Annotated in this window: 2 protein-coding genes; both read right to left on the bottom strand. The window is 65.2% G+C overall.

Going from position 1 to position 506, the window contains the following annotated elements; genetic code table 11:
* Nucleotides 1-168: 168 nt before the first annotated feature.
* Nucleotides 169-330, bottom strand: a complete 162-nt coding sequence (locus tag ACXJMY_RS38055; protein WP_456624479.1) for a hypothetical protein — start codon at nt 328-330, stop codon at nt 169-171.
* On the bottom strand, nt 327-506 hold a 180-nt coding region (locus ACXJMY_RS38050), incomplete at its 5' end, for a hypothetical protein (protein WP_456624478.1). The genes ACXJMY_RS38055 and ACXJMY_RS38050, both read right to left, overlap by 4 nt.

Here is a 506-nt window from a genome sequence, read left to right as displayed (position 1 = left end):
ACCTTGGAATTTGTCTCTGCACATTCCTCGCTGCGTGGCTATCCCTTACGCTGATCTACTGACCGATCAGACTCTCGCCGGGCGTCAGCAGCCGCACATAGGTCCGGTCCCGCTCACGTGCAGCTCGAGCCAGCCCTTCTCGACAGCATGCCGGATGCCGGCGCCGAACTAGCTGCCCTTGCCGCCGAGCGCGAACAGGAACGGCGCGTTGATCTTCTCAATGTGGATGCGGCCATCCTGGACCGGCTCGACGCCGGCGGCGAGTTGAACGAGCTTGCGGGCCGCGGCTTCCGGATCGGCGTAGGGGCGTGCCTCAACGTGCTTCTTCATGCGGTGCCTGCGCTCACCTTGTCGCGCTCGGTGCGGGCGAGCTCCTGCGCCTTGAGACGCGCTTGTTCGCTGGTCAACAGATGCGGCCGCAGGCGCCGACTTGGCAGGTCATCCCAATAGAAATAGACGCTCGGCCGGCCATCGGCGAAGCGGACTTCGTAGCTGCCGGTGCCGGG

This window comes from Bradyrhizobium sp. P5_C12 (assembly GCF_054049735.1).
The sequence above is the reverse complement of the archived record's forward strand: the minus strand, read 5'-3'. Positions and strand labels throughout refer to the sequence as shown.

What these genes read in the sequence shown, in the direction of transcription:
- ACXJMY_RS38055 (WP_456624479.1), bottom strand. Translation starts at nt 330, where the DNA reads ATGAAGAAGCACGTTGAGGCACGCCCCTACGCCGATCCGGAAGCCGCG.